The following is a 16,116-nucleotide window of genomic DNA, read 5'->3' as shown; positions in this document are numbered from 1 at the left end:
CCCCCCCTCCCGGCGTCGGCCCCGGACGACGCTGCGTCGACCTTCCGGCGGCGGGTTCGGGCCTGAAACTGGCATGACGCTTGCTGCGTGAAAGCGTCCGCCGCAGGCTGCGGCCCGACCCGCAATACGACCCGCAACACGACCCGCAACACGAAAGGACCCGCACGCATGACCGGCATAGGACTCGCGGCCGATATCGGGGGCACGTTCACCGACATCGTGGCCGAACAGGGCGAGACCCGCGTCTCGGTCAAGGTGCTGACCACCCATGGCGCCCCGGAAAAGGCGCTGCTGGAAGGGGCGGAGACCGTGCTCGCCCGCATCGGCGCGGGGTTCGAGGACGTGACCGTCTTCGTCCACGGCGCCACGCTCGCCACCAATGCCATCATCGAGCGCAAGGGCGCGAAGACCGCCCTGATCGCCACCGACGGGTTCCGCGACGTGCTCGACATCGCCGACGAGAGCCGCTTCGATCAGTATGACCTGATGATCGACAAGCCCGCCCAGCTCGTCCCCCGCGCCTTGCGCTTCACCGTGCCCGAGCGGATGGACGTGACCGGCGCCCCCCTGCTGGCGCTGGACGAGGACGCGGTGCGCGCGGTCGCGGCGCGCATCGTCGCTTCGGGCGCCGTGTCGGTCGGCGTCGCCTTCCTGCACGCCTACGCCAACCCCGCGCATGAGCGCCGGGTGCGCGAGATCCTGGCCGAGGAGGCGCCCGAGCTGTGGGTGTCGCTGTCCTCCGAGGTCTGCCCCGAGATCCGCGAATACGAACGCACCTCGACCACCGTCGCCAACGCCTATGTGCAGCCGCTGATGGCGAGCTACCTGCGCCGGCTGGAATCGGCGATGGAGGCGCGCGGCTGCCGCGCCCCGATGCGCCTGATGACCTCCGGCGGGCGGCTTGCGGGGGTGGACGCCGCCTGCCGCTTCCCGATCCGGCTGGTCGAATCCGGCCCCGCCGGCGGCGCCATCCTCGCGGCCCACATCGCCGCGTCCCGGTCGGAGGCCCGCACCCTGAGCTTCGACATGGGCGGCACCACCGCGAAGATCTGCCTGATCGAGGATGGCGAGCCGCTGAAGGCGCGGACCTTCGAGGTCGACCGCTCGGCGCGGTTCCTCAAGGGCTCGGGCCTGCCGGTGCGCATCCCGGTGATCGAGATGATCGAGATCGGGGCCGGGGGCGGCTCCATCGCGCGTCTCGACGCCACCCGCTCCATCGCCGTGGGCCCGGACAGCGCGGGGTCGGAGCCGGGGCCGGTCTGCTATGGCCGCGGGGGGACGCTGCCGACCGTGACCGACGCGGACCTGACGCTGGGGCGGCTCGACGCGGACCGTTTCGCGGGCGGGGCCTTCAGCCTCGACGCCGCCGGGTCCGCCGGGGCGCTGAGCCGCGACGTGGCCCAGCCGATGAACCTGTCGGTGGAGATGGCGGCGCTGGGCGTGTCGGAGATCGTGGACGAGAACATGGCCAACGCCGCCCGCGTCCATGCGGTCGAGCGCGGCGCCAACCTCGCCGATCACACGCTGATCGCCTTCGGCGGGGCCGCGCCCCTGCACGCCGCCCGCGTGGCCGAGAAGCTGGGCCTGACCCGGGTGCTGATCCCGGCGGATGCGGGCGTCGGCTCGGCGGTCGGCTTCCTGCGCGCGCCGGTGGCCTATGAGACGCTGCAAAGCCGCTACATGCGGCTCGACGCCTTCGACGCCCCCGCCGCGACCGAATTGCTGGAGGGCATGGCGGCCGAGGCCCGCGCGCTGGCCGAGGGCGCGGAGGGCCCGGTGACCGAGACCCGCGCCGCCTTCATGCGCTATGCCGGGCAGGGGCACGAGATCGCGGTGGACCTGCCCCTGCGGGCGCTGGAGCCCGCCGACGGCGAGACCGTGCGGGCGACGTTCGAGACCGCCTACCGAAAACTGTTCGAGCGTCACATCCCCGGCGCGGCGATCGAGATCCTGTCCTGGTCGGTCTCCGTCGGCGCGGCCTCCGTCGCGGCCGTCGCGCCGCCGGTCGTGGCGGCGTTTCCGGCGCCCCCGCCGTCGGGCGAGCGCATCGTCTTCGACCCCCATGCGCGGGAATCCCGCAAGGTCGGGGTCTGGGACCGTTCGGCGCTCGCCCCCGGCGCGCAGCTGAAGGGCCCCGCCCTGATCGTCGAGGACGCGACCACCACCTACCTGACCGACCGCTTCGACCTGACGGTGGATGGCGGCGGCGCCCTAGTTCTGGAACGCCGGGAGGACGCGGCATGAGCGACCTGAGCCCCATCGACCTGCAGATCATGTGGGCGCGCCTGATCGCGGTGGTCGAGGAGCAGGCCCAGACCCTGCTGCGCACCGCCTTCAGCCCCATCGTGCGCGAATGCGGCGATCTTTCCGCCGGGGTCTTCGACCTGGACGGCCGGATGCTGGCCCAGGCGGTCACCGGCACGCCGGGCCACGTCAATTCGATGGCGGAATCGGTGAAATACTTCATCGAGCGGTTCCCGGTGGAGACCATGTCGCCCGGCGACATCTACATCACCAACGATCCCTGGATGGGCACCGGCCACCTCAACGACTTCGTTCTGACAACGCCCTGCTTCCTGGGCGACAAGCCGGTGGCGCTGTTCTCCTGCACCTCGCACCTGATGGACATCGGCGGCATCGGCTTCGGCCCCGACGCGACGGACGTGTTCATGGAGGGGCTCTACATCCCCTTCCTCAAGCTCGCCGACGGCGGCGTGCTGAACGAGACGCTGATGGCGATGATCCGCGCCAACACCCGCCTGCCGGTGGACACCGAGGGCGACGTCTATTCGCTCGCCGCCTGCAATGACGTCGGCTGCAAGCGGCTGGCGGAGATGATGGGGGAGTTCGGGCTGGAGAGCCTCGACGTGCTCGCCGACCATATCCTGACCCGGAGCCGCGAGGCCGTGCTGGCCGAGGTCGCCAGGCTGCCGCAGGGGAGCTGGTCGTCGGAGATGGTGGTGGACGGCTATGACGCGCCCGTGCGGCTGGCCTGCACCGTCACGGTGTCGGAGACCGGGATCCACGTGGATTTCGACGGGACCTCGCCGCAGTCGCCGCGCGGGATCAACGTGCCGCTCAGCTACACCACCGCCTACACGGTGTTCGGGCTGGGCTGCGTGGTGGCCTCGGGCGTGCCCAACAACGCGGGGTCGCTCGGGCCGCTGACGGTCTCGGCGCCGGAGGGCTCGATCCTCAACGCCATCAAGCCGGCGCCGGTGGCGTCCCGCCATGTCACCGGGCAGATGCTGCCGGACGTGGTGTTCGGGGCGCTGCGCCAGGCGGTGCCCGACAAGGTGCCGGCGGAGGGCACGTCCTGCCTGTGGAACCTCAACGTGCGCGGGGTGGCCGCGGCCGAGGGCGGGAATTACGGGTTCACCATGGCGGTGACCTCGAACGGGGGGACAGGCGCGCGGCCGGGCAAGGACGGGCTGTCGGCCACGGCCTATCCCTCGGGCGTGAAGGGCACCCCGGTGGAGATCGCGGAGGCCGTCACGCCGCTGGTGTTCTGGGCCAAGGAGTTCCGAGAGGGCTCGGGCGGCGCCGGGCGCGACCGCGGCGGGCTTGGCCAGCGGATCGAGGTCGAAAGCCGCATCGGCCAGCCCTTCGAGCTGCTCGCCGCCTATGACCGGATCGAGCATCCCGCGAGGGGCGCCGAGGGCGGGGGCGACGGGGCGCCGGGCTATGTCGGGCTCGCGTCGGGCGCCGCATTCCGCGGCAAGGGCTTCCAGATGGTGCCTCCGGGGGAGCGTCTGGTGGTGCTGACGCCGGGCGGCGGCGGGATCGGGCCGGTCGAGGACCGCGACCCGGCGCGCGTGGCGGCGGACCTTGAGGCGGGGCTGGTCCCGGCGGAAGGCGCGACGCAGGCGGGCGAATAGGGGCGCCGCCTGCGCCGGGCGCCGACCGAACCCCGGCGCGCGGCCCGCCCGCCCTCCCCCGACGCGCCGGGGTTCGGTCGGCGGATCGACGGCGGATGGGCGGCGGTCGCGCGGCGGGGCGCAACGCGAAGGGGGCCTCGCGGCCCCCTTTCTTCATGTCCGGCGATGCGGGCGGCGGGCGTCCGGGTCAGTTCACCATGTAGCTGACCGGCCAGGTGACGATGCCCGGGAAGATCACGATCAGCAGGATGCCCAGCAGCATCAGGAAGAAGAACGGCATCGCCGCCCGCGTCACCTGAAGGATGTCCCGCCCGGTCATGCCCTGCAGCACGAACAGGTTGAACCCCACCGGCGGCGTGATCTGCGCCATCTCCACCACGATCACCGTGAAGATGCCGAACCACAGCAGGTCGATGCCCGCATCGCTGACCATCGGCAGCACCACCGAGGCGGTCACCACCATCATCGACACCCCGTCCAGGAAGCAGCCCAGCACGATATAGAGCACCGTCAGGACCGCCAGCAGCGCGTAGGGCGACAGCTCCCACGCCTCCACCGATTTCGCGATGGCCCGCGGCACCCCGGTGAAGCCCATGGCGATCGACAGGAACGCCGCGCCCGCCAGGATGAAGGCGATCATGGTCGAGGTGCGCACCGCGCCCATCAGCGCCTCGAAAAAGCTCGCCCGGGTGAGGGAGCGCGACCACGCCGCCAGGCCCAGCGCGCCGAACACGCCCATGGTCGCGGCTTCGGTCGGGGTGGCCACGCCGCCGTAGATGGACCCGATCACCAGCGCGATCAGCAGCGCCACCGGGATCAGCAGCTTCGCGCGGGAGAGTTTCTCGCGCCAGGTCAGCCGCTCGGTGAAGGGCGGCGCCAGCGAGGGGTTCAGCCTGGCCCGGATCGCCACATAGCCCATGAACAGGCCGATGATCATCACCCCGGGCACGACCCCCGCGATGAACAGCCGGGAAATGGATTGCTGCGCGATCACCCCGTAGACGATCAGCATGATCGAGGGCGGAATCAGCAGTCCCAGCGTGCCGGAGCCCGCCAGCGTGCCGATGATCAGGCGTTCGTCATAGCCGCGCGCCTTCAGCTCGGGCACCGACATGCGGCCCACGGTGGCGCAGGTCACGGCCGACGATCCCGCCACCGCCGCCATGACCCCGCAGCCGATCACGTTGACGTGCAAAAGCCCGCCGGGAAGCCGGCCGACAAGGGGCGACAGCCCGCGGAACATGTCCTCCGACAGGCGGGTGCGGAACAGGATCTCGCCCATCCAGATGAACAGCGGCAGCGCGGTCAGCGCCCAGTTCCAGCTCGCATCCCAGACCGTGGCCGCCATGAGCGACCCGGCGGGGGCCTTGGAGAACAGGGACATCGCCACGAAGCCCACGGCGGTCAGCGACACCGCCACCCAGATGCCCGAGGCCAGCAGCAGCCCCATCACCCCGAACAGGATCAGGGCGATCATGCCTGGATCGACGCTCATTCCCCGGCCTCCGGAAGATCGCCGAGCGCGGTCTCGGCATTGGCTTCGTATGTGGGCGTCCCGCCCCGGGCGACGGCGATGAACTCATCGACCAGCGCCAGCAGGAAGACGGCCGATCCGACCGCCATCGCCAGCCGCGGGATCCAGAACGGGATCGCCAGCAGGCCGGGGCTTAGTTCGTTGAATTTCCAGGAGAAATACACCAGGTCCACCGCCCAGTAGAGGAAGTAGGCGAAGGCGCAGATGGCGAAGCCGATGCACCACAGCTCCACCAGCTTGCGGGGCAGGGGCCCGGCGTAGCGGATCAGCAGCGTGACCCGCACATGCGCCCCGCCCCGGAAGGCGTAGGCGAGCCCGAAGAAGGTCGAGGCGGCGAGGCAGAACCCCGCCGTCTCGGTCGAATCGACCACGAAGCCGAGCTCCCGCCCGACCACCTGGGCCACGATGGTCACGGCGATGCCGACCAGGCAGATGCCGGAAAGCGCGCCCGACGCGAGGTAGATCGCGTCGAGCGTGCGGCGCAGGGGGGAGGCCACGCGGTCGCTCACGTTCACCGCCTCAGCGGGCTTCGAGATAGGCGTCGAGCACGGCGATGGCCTCCGGCGAGGCGGTCTCGCGCCAGCCCTTCATCATCTCGCCGCCGATCTCGACCATCTTGGTCACGACTTCCTCGGGGGCGTCGGTGGTGGTCATGCCGTTGGAGGCGAGCACGCCGATCTGCTCCTTGGTGGTGGCGGCCGACATCTCCCAGGCGCGGGCCTCGGCGGTCTCGGCGGCGGCGAGGATCACTTCCTGCGTCTCGGCGGGCAGGGATTCGAAGGCGTCCTTGTTCACGATGACGGCGTTCTTGGAATAGATGGCGCCGGCATAGGTGAAGTGGTCGGTGTTGTCCCAGGCCTGGATGTCGATGCCGGTCTGGGGCGAGGTGAACAGCGCCTCGATCAGGCCGGTGGAGAAGGCCTGCGGGATCTCGGCGAAGGGCAGGATGGTGGCCTGGAACCCGAGCATCTCGCCCATCTGCTGCGTGGCCGTCGAATAGATGCGCAGTTTCTTGCCTTCGAAATCGGCAAGTCCGTTCACCGGGGTCTTGGTGTAGAAGCCCTGGCCCGGCCAGGGCTGGTAGAACAGCACCATCAGGCCGGCGTCCTCGAACACCTCGTCGAAGTAAGGCTTCTGAAGATCCTTCAGGGCCCAGGCCTGCTCATAGGTCGAGGCGACGAAGGGCAGGCCGGCGAGGATGAACATCGGGTCCTCGTTGCCGTAAACGCCGAGCCGGATTTCGCCGATCGGCACCTGTTGACGCTGCACCGCCGTCTTGATGGCGTTGAGCTTGATGAGCGTGTCATTGGACTGGAGGTCGATGGTCAGGTCCGATTTCTCGCCCACTTCCTCGATGAACATGCGGAGGTTCTTGGTCAGGAAGTTGTCTTCGGGATAGCCCGAAGCCATCAGCCAGTCTTCGGCCGAGGCCGGGGCGGCGGCGCCGACGGCGCCCAGCGCGAGGGCGCCGGCGACCGCGAGCCGGCTCAGCGGGGCGGCGAGCGTGCGGGGGAAGAACATGGGTCTCTCCTGTTGGTTATGGCGGCGCGCGCGGCGCTCTTCAGTCATTTGCATCGCAATAATCGTGCCATTATCCGCGACGGCGCCCCCCTGACGACGCGTCGCCCGGCGTGACGCAAAGACGCCGCCCGGCGCGGCTCCCGGCTGATTAACGAACCATTAACCTTGAGTTTTTAGGGAGATTTTCAGCGAAATCGCTCGATATGCTGCTGAACAGGAGAAACAGTTTCGTAATGACAAGTGTTGATCAAAAAATTAGTTTGCTCGTGATGCGAAGCTGTTGGCGCGATCCGCCGGCCGCCGTCATGTTCGATGTCCTGCGCAGCGCGGAGCGGCGCAATCCCGGCTTTGGCTGCGCGGGCGCGCTGTACTGGGACGCGCACAGCTACATCCAGGCCCTGGAAGGACCGCGGGACGGGCTGCGCACGCTTGCCGCGGCGATCCTATCCGACCGGCGCCACACGCCCCTGTGCTGGGCGTATCGGCCGGCGCCGCGTCGGAGGCTGTCGCCGGACTTGCCGCTGGGCGTGATCGACGCGACCGAGGCCGCCGCCATGGGCCTTGGCCGCGATATCCGCCAGGTGTCGGAGGCCCCGGCCGACGACCGCCTGCTCGGCGCCGCGGCCGAACTGGTGCTGGAACTGGCGTGCCGCAAATACCCCGCCATGGCGCTGGGCGCGCCGTGCGGCCGATCGGACCCGTCCCCGGCCCCGGCCCGCGTCGCCTGAGGGCGGCGCCCCCCCCGCGGCGAAGGGCGCCGCCGCCCGCTCTGGCGAAGCCGGCCGGGTCGGGTCATGCTCACCCCTTCGGCGACGCGCAGCAGCAACGGGGGGCAGGGCCCATGACCTCGACCGACCGGCGGGATTTCCGCGGAGCCTGGGACGGCGCCCCCGCCGCCCCCTGGCCGGGAGGCGCGCGGCTCGCCGTCTCCGTCGTGGTGAATGTCGAGGAAGGGGCCGAACGTTCCGTCGCCGATGGCGACCCGGTCAACGAAAGCGTCTACGAGGCCCGCCAGGAAGTCGTCGGCGCCCCCGATCCCTGCATGGAAAGCCACTACGCCTACGGCCCCCGCGCGGGCTACCGCCGCATCGCCGGGACGCTCGCCCGCCACGGGGTTCCGGCCACCTTCTCCACCTGCGGGCGGGCGGCGACGCGGCTGCCCTGGCTGATGGCGGATCTGGCGCGCCGGGGTCACGAGGCGTCGTGCCATGGCTGGTTGTGGGAGACCCATGCCGGCATGGCCGAGGCCGAGGAGCGCGCGATCATCGCCCGCACCCATGCCGCCGTCGGGGCCGCGACCGGCGTCGCGCCGCGGGGCTGGCACACCCGCTCGGCCTCCTCCCCCCATACCCGCCGTCTGCTGGGGGAGCATGGCGGGTTCCTCTACGATTCGGACTGCTACGACGACGACGTCCCCCGCATCGCGCAGGTCGCCGGCCGCCCCCATGTCCTGCTCCCCTACGCCTTCGACACCAATGACATGCGCTTCGAACCCGGCGGGGCCTTCGTCCATGCCGAGGATTTCTCGCGCTACTGCCTCGCCGCCTTCGACCGCCTGATGGACGAGGGCGCGACCGAGGCCCGCATGATGTCGGTCGGCCTGCATCTGCGCATCATCGGCCGCCCGGCCCGCATCGGCGGTCTGGAGGCGCTGCTGGACCGCATGTCGGCCTCGGGCGAGGTCTGGTTCGCCACCCGCGCCCGGATCGCCGCCCGCTGGCGCGAGGCCGCGGGCCTGCCCGAATGGACCCCCGCCACGTCGGCCGCGCCGGAGACCGCCGCATGAAGATCCTGCTGGTCAATCCGAACATGACGCAGGCGATGACCGACCGGCTCGCCGCCGTCGCCCGCCGGGTCGCCGCGCCGGGCACGGAGATCGTGCCGCTCACCGCCACCCATGGCTTCCCCTACATCTCGTCCCGCTCCGAGGCGCAGATCGCCGGCGCCGTGGCGCTCGAGATGATCGCCGGGAACCTGGAGGGCGCCGACGCGGTGGTCATCGCGGCCTTCGGCGACCCGGGGCTGAAGGCGGCGCGGGAGCTTTTCGACCTCCCCGTCACCGGCATGGCGGAGGCGGCGATGATGGCCGCCCTGCCGCTGGGGGAGCGGTTCTCGATCGTCACCTTCACGCCGCTGATGTCGTCCTGGTTCCTCGATTCCGTCGAGGCGCTGGGCCTCGCCCCCCGTTTCGCCGGCCTGCGCACGCCCCCCGCGGCGGAGGGGCCGGTGGCCGATGTCGCCGCCACCATGCGCGAGACGCTGGTGGATCTCGCCCTGGCCGCGGCGCGCGAGGATCGGGCCGATGTGGTGATCTTCGGCGGCGCGCCCCTGGCCGGCATGGCCTTCGAGATGGGGCCGGATTTCCCCTGCGTGGCCGTCGACCCCATCGCCGCGGCGGTGATGCAGGCGGAGATGCTGGTCCGCCTCGCCCCCGGCGGCGCCTGCAAGGGCGGGCTGGCCCGCCCGCCGGGCAAGGCGTCGGTCGGGCTCGCCGCCCCGCTCGCCCGCCATATGGGCGGCGGCTGAGACCCCCTTCGACGCAAGCGCCCCGGCCCCCCGTCTGGTCCTCTGCCCCCCTACCAGCCAAGGGAGAGACGCATGGGCCGCCACGACGGAAAAGGGATCCTGCTGACCGGCGCCGCCGGCGGCATCGGGCGCGAGACCGCGCTGCGGCTGGCCGACGAGGGCGCGCGGCTGTGGCTGCTCGACCGCGACGCCGAACCGCTGGAGGCGCTGGCCGCCGAGATCGGCCAGCAGGGCTGTTTCATGGCATGCGACGTGTCGGACCCGGCCTCGGTCGCCGCGGCGCATGAGGCGGGGCGCGGGCGCCTGGGCCGGATCGACGGCGCGGTGCTCAACGCCGGGATCGAGGGGCCGATCAAGCGCATCGGCGAATTCTCCATCGAGGAATTCGACAAGGTGATCGCCGTGAACCTGCGCGGCGTGATGCTGGGGCTGATGGACCTGATGCCCCGGATGAAGGCGCAGGGCGGCGGGGCCATCGTGCTGCTGGCCTCGGTCGCCGGGCTGCGCGGGGCGGCGGGGCTCAGCCCCTATGTCGCCTCCAAGCATGCGGTGATCGGGCTCACGCGCTCGGCGGCGCAGGAAGGCGCGGCGGATGGCGTGCGGGTGGTCGCGGTGGCGCCGGGACCGATCGACACGCGGATGATGGCCTCGCTCGACGATGGCCGCGCGCCGGGGCAGGCGGCGTCGGTGCGCGCCCAGGTCGAGTCCCGCATCCCCATGGGTCGCTATGGCGAGGCCGCCGAGGTCGCGCGCCTCATCGCCTGGCTGACCAGCGACGAGGCCAGCTACATCACCGGCTCGGTCCATCAGATCGACGGCGGCATGCTGGCCTGAGCGCCGGCCTGCGGGCGCGTTTCAGCGCGCCCGCGCCAGCCGCGGGTCCGTCGCGTCCCGCAGCCCGTCGCCCAGCATGTTGAAGCCGATGACGGCGACGACGATGCACAGCCCCGGCCAGATCGCCAGCATGGGCTCCAGGAACAGCAGCGTCTGCGCCTCCGACAGCATCCGGCCCCAGGACGGCGTCGGGGGCTGCACGCCAAGGCCCAGATAGCTCAGCGCCGCCTCCGCCAGGATCGCCACGGCGAACTCGATGGTCGCCTGCACCAGCAGCACCGCGGAGATGTTGGGCAGCACATGCGCCAGCGCTATGGCCGCCCGGCTGCGCCCCGCCGCCCGCGCCGCCATGGCGTAATCCAGCCGCCAGATCAGCGCCGAGGACCCCCGCGCCACCCGCGCGAAGATCGGCGCGTTGATGAAGGCGATGGCCGCCACCGCATTGCTCAGCGACGGCCCGTAGATGGCCGAGAGCATGATGGCGAAGAGCAGCGCGGGAAAGGCGAAGCCGATATCGGCGATCCGCATCACCGCTTCCTCGACCCAGCCGCCGATGGCGCTCGCGGCCAGGCCCAGCGCGGTCCCGATGCTCCCCCCGATCCCCACCGCCAGCAGGGCCACCGTCACCGAATGCCGGGCGCCGACCATCAGCATCGAGGCCACGTCCCGCCCCAGCTGATCCGTCCCCAGCCAATGCTCGGCCGAGGGCGGCTGGAACCGCGCCGTCACCACGATCACGGTCGGGTCATGCGGGGTCCAGACCAGCGACACGCCGGCCGCGAGGAACACCAGCGCCACCAGCACGCCGCCCAGCATCAGCCCCGCGCGCCCCGCGACGGGCAGCAGACGGCCCATCCGGGGGGCGGCGGTCGGGATCCCGCGCGGGCTCATCGCGCGGCCGGGCGGCGCAGCCGCGGATCGACGAGGATATAGGCGAGGTCCACCAGGAAATTCGCCAGCACCACCACGGTGGCGAAGAACAGCACCAGCGCCTGCACGGTGAACAGGTCCCGGTTGGTGATCGATTGCAGGATCAGCCGGCCGAGGCCGGGCAGGTAGAACACGTTCTCGATGACGATGGTCCCGGTCACCAGATTGGCGAATTGCAGCCCGACGATGGTGACGATGGGGATCAGCGCGTTGGGCAGCACGTGGCGGCGCATGGTCTGGCCGCGGCTCAGCCCCTTGGCCCGCGCGGTGCGGGCGAAGTCCAGCCGCATGACTTCGAGGATCGAGGATCGCGTCACCCGCGCCAGGATCGCCGACTGCACCAGCGCCAGCGCGGTGGCGGGCAGGATCAGCGCGCGCAGGGCGGCGAGCGGGTCATCCCAGCCCGGAAACCCGCCCGGCGGCAGCCAGCGCAGATGCACGGCGAACAGCAGGACCAGCAGGATCGCCAGCCAGAAGGCCGGCACCGCGATCCCGAACTGGCTCAGCGTCATCGCCGCCCAGTCGCCGGGCCGCCCGTGATGCAGCGCCGCGCCGACGCCCAGCGCCAGCGCCGCGATCCCGGTCAGGACCATGGCCAGAAGGGCGAGCGGCAGCGTGACCGGCAACCGCTCCGCGATCAGCTCGGAGACGGGGACGGAAAAGCTGTAGCTCTCCCCGAAATCCCCGGTCAGCGCGCCGCCGATCCAGGCCAGGTATCGCTCGCCCAGCGGGGCGTCCAGCCCGAAGCGCGCGCGCAGGGCGGCCTGCGCGTCGGGCGTGGAATCGATGCCCAGGATCACCAGCGTCGGGTCGCCGGGCAGGGCGTTCATCACCCCGAAGACCAGCGCCGAGACCACCGCCAGCGTGGCGATCAACGTCGAGATGCGGGTGGCCAGCAGCCGGATCATCCGGCGGCCTCCTCTTGTCGGGGATGGGGCGCTTTTCCGGACCTTGCCGGCCGGGCGCCCGCGCCGCAAGCGCCACGGGGCCGCGCGCCGCGGGCGGGCCGTCCCGACCCGCGGGCCGGTCGACGCGGCGCCCCCTTTCCGGAGGCGCCGCGCAAGCCGGACGGGCCGGGTCTCAGTTCCAGCGCAGGTCCTTCAGCGGCGCGTAGAGCACCGGGGACGAGGCCCAGTAGCCCGAGAGCCCCGCCTTGTAGACCCCCAGCTTGGGCAGCTGGAACAGGAAGCCATGCACCGCGTTCTCGGCCAGATGGCGCTGCGCCTCGCCCTGAAGCTCGGCCAGCGTCTCGGGGTCCGACGCGGCGCGGATCTTCGCCCACAGCTCGGTGTAGGCGGGATCGTCATAGCCGTAGAAATATTCCGGCCCGCGCGCGAAGTTGCCCAGGTCGTTGGGCGAGGTATGGGCGATCACCGTCGCGTCGTAGTTCTTCTGCTTGTAGACCTCGCCGATCCAGAAGCCCCATTCCACGTTCTCGATCTTCGCCTCGAACCCCGCCGCCTGAAGCTGGCCCTGCAGGATCTCGCCCGACCGCTTGGCATAGGCGAAATGCGGCAGGCGGAGCGTGATCTCCACCCCCTCCTTCCCGGCTTCGGCCAGCAGGGCGCGGGCCTTCTCGGGGTCATGCGGATACATCCCCGTCAGGTCCACGTAGGCCGCGTTATGCGGGGGGAAGAACGACCCGATGGGCGTGCCGTAGCCGTAATAGGCGCCGTCGATGATCGCCTGCCGGTCGATGGCATGGGCCACCGCCTGCCGCACCTTGAGGTCGTCGAAGGGCGGGCGCGAATTGTTCAGCGCCAGGATCACCTCGCCTTCGGTCGAGCCCACCGCGACGGTGAAGCGGGGATCGGCCTCGAACTGGGCCAGCGTCTCGGGCGCGGGCATGCCGGGGAAGGCGTCGATCTCCTCGGCCAGCAGGGCCGCCACCGCCGCCGGCGCGTCGGGGATGAAGCGGTAGACCACGGTCCGGATCATGTCCGGGGACGCCTCGCGATGGCCCTCCACCGCCTCCAGCGTCATGCGGTCGCCGCGGGTCCAGCCGGCGAAGCGGTAGGGGCCGGTGCCCACCGGGTTGGTCGCGTTGGTCTCGGCCGAGGCCGGATCGACGATGGACGCGTCGCCCTCCCCCAGCCCGAACAGGAAGAAGGCGTCGGGCTGGCTCAGCGTGATCACGACGGTCGAGGCGTCGGGCGTCTCCACCGAGGCGATGGGCTTGAAGATGCTCTTGCTGGGGTTGGTCGAGTCCTCGGCCATCGCGCGGTCGAAGGTGAACTTCACGTCCGAGGAACCGAACTCGGCCCCGTCATGGAAGGTCGCGCCCTCGACCAGCGCGAACGTGTAGACCAGCCCGTCCTCCGACACCTCCCAGGACGCGGCGAGGTCGGGGACGATCTCCCCCTTCTCGTTCACCTGCACCAGGCTCTGGTAGACGTTGTGGGCCAGCATCGAGTCGATGGAGGCCGTCGCATCCGCCGTGGGGTCGAGCACCGTCGGCTCCTGCTGGAGCCCGATGGACACGCGATCCTGCGCGAGACCCGGCTGGGCGGCGAGCGCCGCGGCGGCCGCGAGGCCGGCGGCGAGGAGGAGCGGTTGCAGGCGCATGACGGTCTCCGTGGTCTGTTGAAGCGCGCGGGACGTTAGGATTTCTGAATGACGCCCTGACGACGGCCGGGCAAGGCGCGTTGTCGCGGGCGGGCCGGCGCGGGGCGCTTTTTGCGCGCGATGGGGCCGGGAAGCCGGCCGGCGGCGCGTGCCCCTGACATCAGGGTCCGCCATGTCCTTGTTTGCAGGCGAATGAACGCGCGCGGCGACGCGAATCGCCGGGGGCTCGCCCCCGAAACCCTGCGCGGGCCCCCGCGACGGGGCGCCATCCCGCCACGACCGCCGGGCAGGGCGGGGGGCTTCGACCGCCATCCCCCGCCCCCCACCACCGCCACCGCCCCAGCCCCCTCAGCCCTTGCGGATGCCCCGCACGCCCGGCGCCGGGGGCGTTTCGGGCTTGCCGGCGAAGCATTGCGCGATCGCCATCCAGCGCGTCGCGTTCGGCCCGGTGGTCTTCAGCGAGGTGTCGGCGATGTTCCGGGTCTGGGCGACGACCTGGCAGAACTCGGTGGCCGAACCCTCGACCCGCTCGCTCTCCGACGGCTCCCCGAACTCCCACACCGCGCCGGAGGGCGCGTCGAGCCGCACGAAGGGCTTGGGCTCCGGCGGGGTCTCCTCGCGGTTGGCGAAGGTCCAGCCGTAGGTGTTCACCCCCAGCACGGCGATGTTCCTGATCCGGTCCGCGTCCTCGCGCACCACGCCCAGCTGGTCGTAGATCTCCTGCCCATGGGCCCAGGTCTCCATCAGCCGCGCGGTGATGGAGGACCGCGCCGACATGTCCGGCCCCGCCCATTTCAGCCGCGCCTTGGGATCGACGCCCAGGAAGGCGTCGGCGGTGGCCTCGCAGGTCTCGGCCCAGGTCGCGACCAGCGCGGGGCCGGTCAGCCCGTCCAGCGCCTCGTTGGTGTAGTCCACCATGGTCCGCCCGCCCGCCATCGCCGCGCGCAGGGGGGCGAGGAAGGTCGCCATCCCCTCCGGGTCGCGGATCGACAGGATCACGGCCTGGTTGAAGAAATGCAGATGCTGGATCACCGCGTCGATGGTCCAGCCCTTGAAGGCGGTGGGCTGCGCCATCGCCGCGCCGTCCAGCGGGGCGATCAGCGCATGCAGCGCCCGGCTCTCGGCCCGGAAATCCTCGGCCTGTTCCATGCGGGGTCCTCTCCCTTAATCGAAACACGCGGCGAGCGTCTCATGCGCGCCGGCGAAATCCTCCATGAAGCCCTCGACCACCTGTCGGCAGGTCATGGCCTCGTTCATCAGGCCCACGCCCTGGCCCACCCAGTAGGTGGCCAGCGCCTGCGCGCCCTCGTGCCCGGCATCGGCCATCTTGTTGATCCGCGCCAGCGCCGGTTCGGATATCAGGGATTGCAGGGGCATGCCCAGCGGGTCGGGGGCGCCCTCGCGCTCCCACGCGTCGGTCCAGGGCGAGCGGAGCTGGCGCGAATGCTTGCCGGTCCGCGCCCGGCTGCGCACCGTGTCGGAGGAGCTGGCGGTCAGCATCTTGGCCTTGACCGCGGCGTTGGTCTCGGCCTCCGCCGTGGTCAGCCAGACCGAGCCGCACCACGCCCCCGCGGCCCCCATGGCCATCGAGGCCGCCATCTGCCGCCCCGTGACGATCCCGCCCGCCGCCAGCACCGGGCGGTTGCCGAAATCCTTCATCGCCTCGACCACTTCGGGCACGAGGACCATGGTGGAGATCGACCCGCAATGCCCGCCGGCCTCGCCCCCCGCCGCCACGATCACGTCGACCCCGGCGGAGGCCTGGCGGATCGCGTGCTCCTTCGTGCCGACCAGCGCCGCCACCGGCACGCCCTCGGCCTTGCCGCGGTCCAGCATCTCCTTCGGCGGCACGCCCAGCGCGTTGGCGATCAGCTTGATGGGGTGGGAGAAGGCCACGTCCATCATCGCATGCGCGCCCTCCGCGGTCATGTTGGCGCCCGAGCGCATGCGCGCGATCCGGTCGGCGTCGGGGATGTCGGGGTCGAGGCCCGAGGCCTTCAGAAGCTCGGCCGCGAAGGCGCGGTGCTCCTCCGGCAGGCCGGCCAGCACCTGCGCGGGGTCGGGCGCGCGGCCGTCGCCCTCGGATTTGCCGATGAACTTGGAGGGCACGATCAGGTCGACGCCGTAGGGCTTGCCGTCGACCCGTTCGTCGATCCAGCTCAGCTCGGCCTCCAGCTGCTCGGGCGACATCGACACGATGCCCAGCACGCCCATGCCGCCGGCCCGCGTGACCTCGGCCACCACGTCCCGGCAATGGGAAAAGGCGAAAAGCGGGAATTCGACGCCCAGCGTCTCGCACAGCACGTTTTTCATGGGGGGAGCCTTTCG

At 71.3% G+C, this 16,116-nt stretch carries 14 protein-coding genes; 6 read left to right on the top strand and 8 right to left on the bottom strand.

Going from position 1 to position 16,116, the window contains the following annotated elements:
• Positions 1–168 precede the first annotated feature (168 nt).
• Positions 169–2,244: a hydantoinase/oxoprolinase family protein gene (locus BLV24_RS13150; protein ID WP_092682466.1), complete on the top strand. Its 2,076-nt coding sequence runs from the start codon at positions 169–171 to the stop codon at positions 2,242–2,244.
• Positions 2,241–3,878, top strand: coding sequence for a hydantoinase B/oxoprolinase family protein (locus BLV24_RS13145; protein WP_092682464.1), 1,638 nt, complete (start codon positions 2,241–2,243; stop codon positions 3,876–3,878). Before BLV24_RS13150 ends, BLV24_RS13145 begins: the two co-directional genes overlap by 4 nt.
• Before the next feature lie 187 nt (positions 3,879–4,065).
• Here BLV24_RS13145 and BLV24_RS13140 read toward each other — a convergent pair whose 3' ends face one another.
• Genes BLV24_RS13140 through BLV24_RS13130 form a run of 3 tightly spaced genes read right to left on the bottom strand, consistent with a single transcriptional unit; the run spans position 4,066 to position 6,933 of the window.
• On the bottom strand, positions 4,066–5,373 hold the full coding sequence (locus tag BLV24_RS13140) for a TRAP transporter large permease (protein WP_092682462.1): 1,308 nt from the start codon (positions 5,371–5,373) through the stop codon (positions 4,066–4,068).
• The gene (locus tag BLV24_RS13135) at positions 5,370–5,921 is read right to left on the bottom strand and encodes a TRAP transporter small permease (protein WP_218133408.1); all 552 of its coding nucleotides are present in this window, start codon (positions 5,919–5,921) and stop codon (positions 5,370–5,372) included. The genes BLV24_RS13140 and BLV24_RS13135 overlap by 4 nt, the downstream gene beginning before the upstream one ends.
• Positions 5,922–5,931: 10 nt before the next feature.
• Positions 5,932–6,933 carry a TRAP transporter substrate-binding protein gene (locus BLV24_RS13130; protein WP_092682460.1) on the bottom strand — a complete coding sequence of 334 codons (1,002 nt, stop codon included), beginning with the start codon at positions 6,931–6,933 and terminating at the stop codon, positions 5,932–5,934.
• 203 nt (positions 6,934–7,136) lie between these two features.
• Between BLV24_RS13130 and BLV24_RS13125 the strand changes: the two genes are divergently transcribed.
• From BLV24_RS13125 to BLV24_RS13110, 4 genes are all read left to right on the top strand, one after another.
• Positions 7,137–7,661, top strand: coding sequence for a BLUF domain-containing protein (locus BLV24_RS13125; protein ID WP_092682458.1), 525 nt, complete (start codon positions 7,137–7,139; stop codon positions 7,659–7,661).
• Positions 7,662–7,774: 113 nt separating this feature from the next.
• Complete coding sequence (locus BLV24_RS13120; RefSeq protein ID WP_092682456.1) at positions 7,775–8,719, top strand: polysaccharide deacetylase family protein; 945 nt, start codon at positions 7,775–7,777, stop codon at positions 8,717–8,719.
• Positions 8,716–9,459 carry an aspartate/glutamate racemase family protein gene (locus BLV24_RS13115; protein ID WP_092682454.1) on the top strand — a complete coding sequence of 248 codons (744 nt, stop codon included), beginning with the start codon at positions 8,716–8,718 and terminating at the stop codon, positions 9,457–9,459. The genes BLV24_RS13120 and BLV24_RS13115 overlap by 4 nt, the downstream gene beginning before the upstream one ends.
• Before the next feature lie 72 nt (positions 9,460–9,531).
• The gene (locus BLV24_RS13110; protein ID WP_092682452.1) at positions 9,532–10,293 is read left to right on the top strand and encodes an SDR family NAD(P)-dependent oxidoreductase; all 762 of its coding nucleotides are present in this window, start codon (positions 9,532–9,534) and stop codon (positions 10,291–10,293) included.
• Positions 10,294–10,314: 21 nt separating this feature from the next.
• On the opposite strand, the gene BLV24_RS13105 is transcribed toward BLV24_RS13110, so the two are convergent.
• From BLV24_RS13105 to BLV24_RS13085, 5 genes are all read right to left on the bottom strand, one after another.
• Positions 10,315–11,148: an ABC transporter permease gene (locus BLV24_RS13105; RefSeq protein WP_092682450.1), complete on the bottom strand. Its 834-nt coding sequence runs from the start codon at positions 11,146–11,148 to the stop codon at positions 10,315–10,317.
• 32 nt (positions 11,149–11,180) lie between these two features.
• On the bottom strand, positions 11,181–12,131 hold the full coding sequence (locus BLV24_RS13100) for an ABC transporter permease (RefSeq protein WP_092682448.1): 951 nt from the start codon (positions 12,129–12,131) through the stop codon (positions 11,181–11,183).
• Positions 12,132–12,303: 172 nt separating this feature from the next.
• Positions 12,304–13,788, bottom strand: a complete 1,485-nt coding sequence (locus BLV24_RS13095) for an ABC transporter substrate-binding protein (RefSeq protein ID WP_092682445.1) — start codon at positions 13,786–13,788, stop codon at positions 12,304–12,306.
• A gap of 348 nt (positions 13,789–14,136) precedes the next feature.
• Positions 14,137–14,937 carry a TIGR03084 family metal-binding protein gene (locus tag BLV24_RS13090; RefSeq protein ID WP_092682443.1) on the bottom strand — a complete coding sequence of 267 codons (801 nt, stop codon included), beginning with the start codon at positions 14,935–14,937 and terminating at the stop codon, positions 14,137–14,139.
• A gap of 15 nt (positions 14,938–14,952) precedes the next feature.
• Complete coding sequence (locus BLV24_RS13085; protein ID WP_092682441.1) at positions 14,953–16,101, bottom strand: nitronate monooxygenase; 1,149 nt, start codon at positions 16,099–16,101, stop codon at positions 14,953–14,955.
• Positions 16,102–16,116 lie beyond the last annotated feature (15 nt).

This window comes from Albimonas donghaensis (assembly GCF_900106695.1).
Taxonomy (GTDB): Bacteria; Pseudomonadota; Alphaproteobacteria; order Rhodobacterales; family Rhodobacteraceae; genus Albimonas; species Albimonas donghaensis.
Note: the sequence above shows the minus strand (reverse complement) of the source record. Positions and strands in the feature narration are given on the sequence as shown.

Bases quoted from the DNA above. Each gene is read 5' to 3' on its own strand.
- BLV24_RS13110 (WP_092682452.1), top strand. From the start codon at position 9,532: ATGGGCCGCCACGACGGAAAAGGGATCCTGCTGACCGGCGCCGCCGGC.
- BLV24_RS13100 (WP_092682448.1), bottom strand. From the start codon at position 12,131: ATGATCCGGCTGCTGGCCACCCGCATCTCGACGTTGATCGCCACGCTG.
- BLV24_RS13095 (WP_092682445.1), bottom strand. From the start codon at position 13,788: ATGCGCCTGCAACCGCTCCTCCTCGCCGCCGGCCTCGCGGCCGCCGCG.
- BLV24_RS13085 (WP_092682441.1), bottom strand. From the start codon at position 16,101: ATGAAAAACGTGCTGTGCGAGACGCTGGGCGTCGAATTCCCGCTTTTC.
- BLV24_RS13130 (WP_092682460.1), bottom strand. From the start codon at position 6,933: ATGTTCTTCCCCCGCACGCTCGCCGCCCCGCTGAGCCGGCTCGCGGTC.
- BLV24_RS13120 (WP_092682456.1), top strand. From the start codon at position 7,775: ATGACCTCGACCGACCGGCGGGATTTCCGCGGAGCCTGGGACGGCGCC.
- BLV24_RS13145 (WP_092682464.1), top strand. From the start codon at position 2,241: ATGAGCGACCTGAGCCCCATCGACCTGCAGATCATGTGGGCGCGCCTG.
- BLV24_RS13125 (WP_092682458.1), top strand. From the start codon at position 7,137: ATGCTGCTGAACAGGAGAAACAGTTTCGTAATGACAAGTGTTGATCAA.
- BLV24_RS13105 (WP_092682450.1), bottom strand. From the start codon at position 11,148: ATGGGCCGTCTGCTGCCCGTCGCGGGGCGCGCGGGGCTGATGCTGGGC.
- BLV24_RS13090 (WP_092682443.1), bottom strand. From the start codon at position 14,937: ATGGAACAGGCCGAGGATTTCCGGGCCGAGAGCCGGGCGCTGCATGCG.
- BLV24_RS13115 (WP_092682454.1), top strand. From the start codon at position 8,716: ATGAAGATCCTGCTGGTCAATCCGAACATGACGCAGGCGATGACCGAC.
- BLV24_RS13150 (WP_092682466.1), top strand. From the start codon at position 169: ATGACCGGCATAGGACTCGCGGCCGATATCGGGGGCACGTTCACCGAC.
- BLV24_RS13140 (WP_092682462.1), bottom strand. From the start codon at position 5,373: ATGAGCGTCGATCCAGGCATGATCGCCCTGATCCTGTTCGGGGTGATG.